Below are 3,388 nucleotides of genomic sequence, written 5' to 3'. Positions count from 1 at the left end.
TGATGTCTGTGAGTCATCGTGATGACTCACAGACATCACGCTCTCCGCAGTGTCCGCCTCCAGAACGGCCCCCGGGGTAGGCGGACCGACTGGGCTTCCTAGTCGGTGAGGTGGGCTAGCCGGTGAGGTGGGCGCGCAGGGTGTGCGCGTCGGGAGCGGTGGCCGTCCACAGGGTCGCCGGGCCACCGGCCAACGGCAGCCGGGCGACACCGCCCTCGGCCGATGGAGGTTCGGCGGGCCGCGACGGGTCGACCACCAGCAGCGATCCCGTGGCCGGGGCGCCGCCGAGCACCGCCGGGCCGGCCCAGCCCGGCGCGTGCGGTCCCACCGCGAGGGACTGCCGCAGCAGTGGTCGACCCGCGTAGTCGACCTGGGTGTGCACGACGGCGCTGCCGGGCGCCTCGCCGTACCGGCCGCAGATCAGCTCGTCGCGCCACCGCAGGCCCGCACCGGTGGCCAACTCGATCCGGGACTCGGCGAGGTGCGCGCAGCCAGCCGCCGCCACCAACTGTTCCGGAAGCCAGTGCAGCGTGGCCCCGGCGTCCACCACCGCCCGCACCGCCATCCGGGAGACAGCACCCACGCGGCCCGGTAGGGCGATCGACGCGGCGACGCTGCGCACCCGCACGGCCGCGCCCGGCCCGACCTCGATCTCCAGGCGCAGATCGTCGCCGGCCAGTGGCCCGGCCGCCCCGCCGACGAGGTACACAGTGGCGACACCACCGTCGGTCGGGGTCTGGCGCAGCAGCAACGGCGTCTCGCCGTGCAGCTCGACAAGGGCCGTGCCGCCCCGCCCGTCGGCCCGGGCGACCAGCCGGGCGAGCGCTCGCATCAGGCCATTTTCGCCGGTACGGCGAGCGGGTGCAGGGCGGCGTGGTGGGCCAACTCGTGCCGGATCCAGTCCGCGACCGACGTGGCGGTGGGGTCTCCCACGATGGACAGGAAGAGGGTCGGAAGGTCGCCGCGCCGGGCCCGCGCGTCACGATCCATGACGGCGAGGTCGGCGCCCACCATCGGGGCCAGGTCGGTCTTGTTGATCACGAGGAGGTCGGCGGCGGTGACCCCCGGGCCGCCCTTGCGGGGCACCTTGTCCCCGCCCGCCACGTCGACCACGAAGATCTGCCGGTCGACCAGCCCCCGACTGAAGGTCGCCGTCAGGTTGTCCCCACCGCTCTCCACGAGGACGAGGTCCAACGGGCCGACCGCATCGGCCAGTTCGTCGACGGCGTCCAGGTTGGCGCCGATGTCGTCGCGGATCGCCGTGTGCGGGCAGCAGCCGGTCTCCACCGCGCGGATCCGCGCCGGGTCCAGCACGCCGGCCCGCCGGAGGAAGTCGGCGTCCTCGGTCGTGTAGATGTCGTTGGTCACCACGCCGAGCCGCAACTCGTCGGCGAAGGCACGGCAGAGCGCGGCCACCAGGGCCGTCTTGCCGGAACCGACCGGGCCGCCGATGCCGACCCGCAGGGCACGGCCAGCACGCTCCAACGGCGGATGGGGGTCCACCCCCGGCTCCGGATGGGTGTGCGGAACGGTCTCGTCGTGGGGTGGGATGGCCGCCGTCGGCGTGCCCGGCGGCGGCGTGATCGGTTCGACGGCGGGCACAGCGCTCGGCACAACGGTGTCAGGACGCAAAGAGACGCACCTCCCAGGTGGCATGGATCTCGGCATGGATGTCGGCGAGTGGGGCGGCGGCGGCTGGCAGCCGCTCCGGTGGATCATCGGCGGCCCGCGCCGCGTCGGCGGCCGTGCCGTCGCAGGCGTCGGCCAGGCCGACCAGCAACGCTTGGACCTGGTACGGATCGAGTCCGAGCAGACGTACGCCGGCGCTGGCCGCACCGGTCAGCGTCCCGTACGCGGCGACCGTGGCGGTCTCGACGCGGGACAGCCCGGCCGCGGCGCAGAGCAGCCCGAGCACCAGCGGCTGGTGTGCGCCACCGGGCGTCGCGGGCAGGTCGGCGAACGGGGCGTCCGCCCAGATGGCCCGCCCGGCCCGCAGCAGCGCCCGGCCCTGTCGGCGCGAGACCGCCCGCAACGCCGGGGCGGCGGTACGCGCGTCCAGCTCCGCGTCGAGCCGAGCCAGCGCAGCCGACCGGGCGGCGGACTCAGCCAGCGCCCACGACCGGGCGGCGGACTCGTCCGGCGCGTCCGACCCTCGGGCAGACCGGGCCGGGTTGGCGGAGTCGGCGGTCTCGGCCACCGCCGCCCGGTGTGCGGCTGCCGCGAACGCCGCGCCGACCAGACCGGCGGTGGCCAGTCGTCCGGCCAGGAACGCCTCCAACGAGGCCAGGTCGCTGACCCGGCCGGCGGCGACGGCCGCCTCCAGACCACCGGAGTGCGCGTGCGCCCCGGCCGGGAAGCGTCCGTCGGCCAACAGCAACAGCAGGCTCGGCGTTGCCATCAGAACAGGAAGTACCGCTGGGCCATCGGCAGCCGGGTCACCGGGTCCGGCTCCACCACCTGCCCGTCGATCCGCACCGTGAAGGTGTCCGGGTCCACCTCGATGTGCGGCATCGCGTTGTTCTCCGGCAGGTCGGCCTTGCCCCGCGACCGTACGTCGCTCACCGGCACCACCCGGCGACGCACATCCAGGCGGAGCCCGGCGTCCAGGGCTGCCGGGGCCACGAAGGCCAGGCTGGTGGCGGCCGCCGCCGCGCCGTACGCCCCGAACATCGGCCTCGGCAGCATCGGCTGCGGTGTCGGGATCGAGGCGTTGGCGTCGCCCATCTGGGCGTACGCGATCATGCCGCCCTTGAGTACCAGGTGCGGCCGGACCCCGAAGAACGCCGGGTCCCAGAGCACCAGGTCGGCGAGCTTGCCCGGTTCGACCGAGCCGATCTCCCGTTCCAGGCCGTTGGCCATCGCGGCGCAGATGGTGTATTTCGCCACGTACCGTCGGGCCCGGTGGTTGTCGGCGGGCCCGTCACCCGGTAGGGCGCCGACCCGGTCCTTCATCACGTGGGCGCTCTGCCAGGTCCGCATGATCACCTCGCCGACCCGGCCCATGGCCTGCGCGTCGGAGCCGATGATCGAGATGGCGCCGAGGTCGTGCAGCAGGTCCTCGGCGGCCATCGTGGACGGTCGGATCCGGCTCTCGGCGAAGGCGAGGTCCTCCGGCACGGACGGGTTGAGATGGTGGCAGACCATCAGCATGTCCAGGTGCTCGGCCAGGGTGTTCGCGGTGTACGGCCGGGTCGGGTTGGTCGACGACGGCAGCACGTTCGGTTCGCTGGCCACGGTGATGATGTCCGGTGCGTGCCCGCCACCGGCACCCTCCGTGTGGTACGAGTGGATCGCCCGTCCACCGATCGCCCGCAGGGTGTCCGCGACGAATCCGGCCTCGTTGAGCGTGTCGGTGTGGATCGACACCTGGACCCCGGACGCGTCCGCA

At 73.8% G+C, this 3,388-nt stretch carries 4 protein-coding genes; all 4 read right to left on the bottom strand.

Going from position 1 to position 3,388, the window contains the following annotated elements:
* Positions 1–115: 115 nt before the first annotated feature.
* A complete protein-coding gene (locus ABZ749_RS32150) occupies positions 116–832 on the bottom strand; it encodes an urease accessory protein UreD (protein ID WP_357234467.1) in 717 nt (238 codons plus the stop codon).
* On the bottom strand, positions 832–1,632 hold the full coding sequence (gene ureG, locus ABZ749_RS32145; RefSeq protein ID WP_357234464.1) for an urease accessory protein UreG: 801 nt from the start codon (positions 1,630–1,632) through the stop codon (positions 832–834). The genes ABZ749_RS32150 and ureG overlap by 1 nt, the downstream gene beginning before the upstream one ends.
* Complete coding sequence (locus ABZ749_RS32140) at positions 1,622–2,398, bottom strand: urease accessory UreF family protein (RefSeq protein ID WP_357234461.1); 777 nt, start codon at positions 2,396–2,398, stop codon at positions 1,622–1,624. Before ABZ749_RS32140 ends, ureG begins: the two co-directional genes overlap by 11 nt.
* Positions 2,398–3,388 (bottom strand): urease subunit alpha (locus ABZ749_RS32135; protein ID WP_357234458.1); only part of this gene is annotated, 991 nt, incomplete at its 5' end. The genes ABZ749_RS32140 and ABZ749_RS32135, both read right to left, overlap by 1 nt.

Source organism: Micromonospora sp. NPDC047753, assembly GCF_040642735.1.
Lineage (GTDB): Bacteria > Actinomycetota > Actinomycetes > Mycobacteriales > Micromonosporaceae > Micromonospora.
This window is presented reverse-complemented; position numbering and strand designations above follow the sequence as displayed.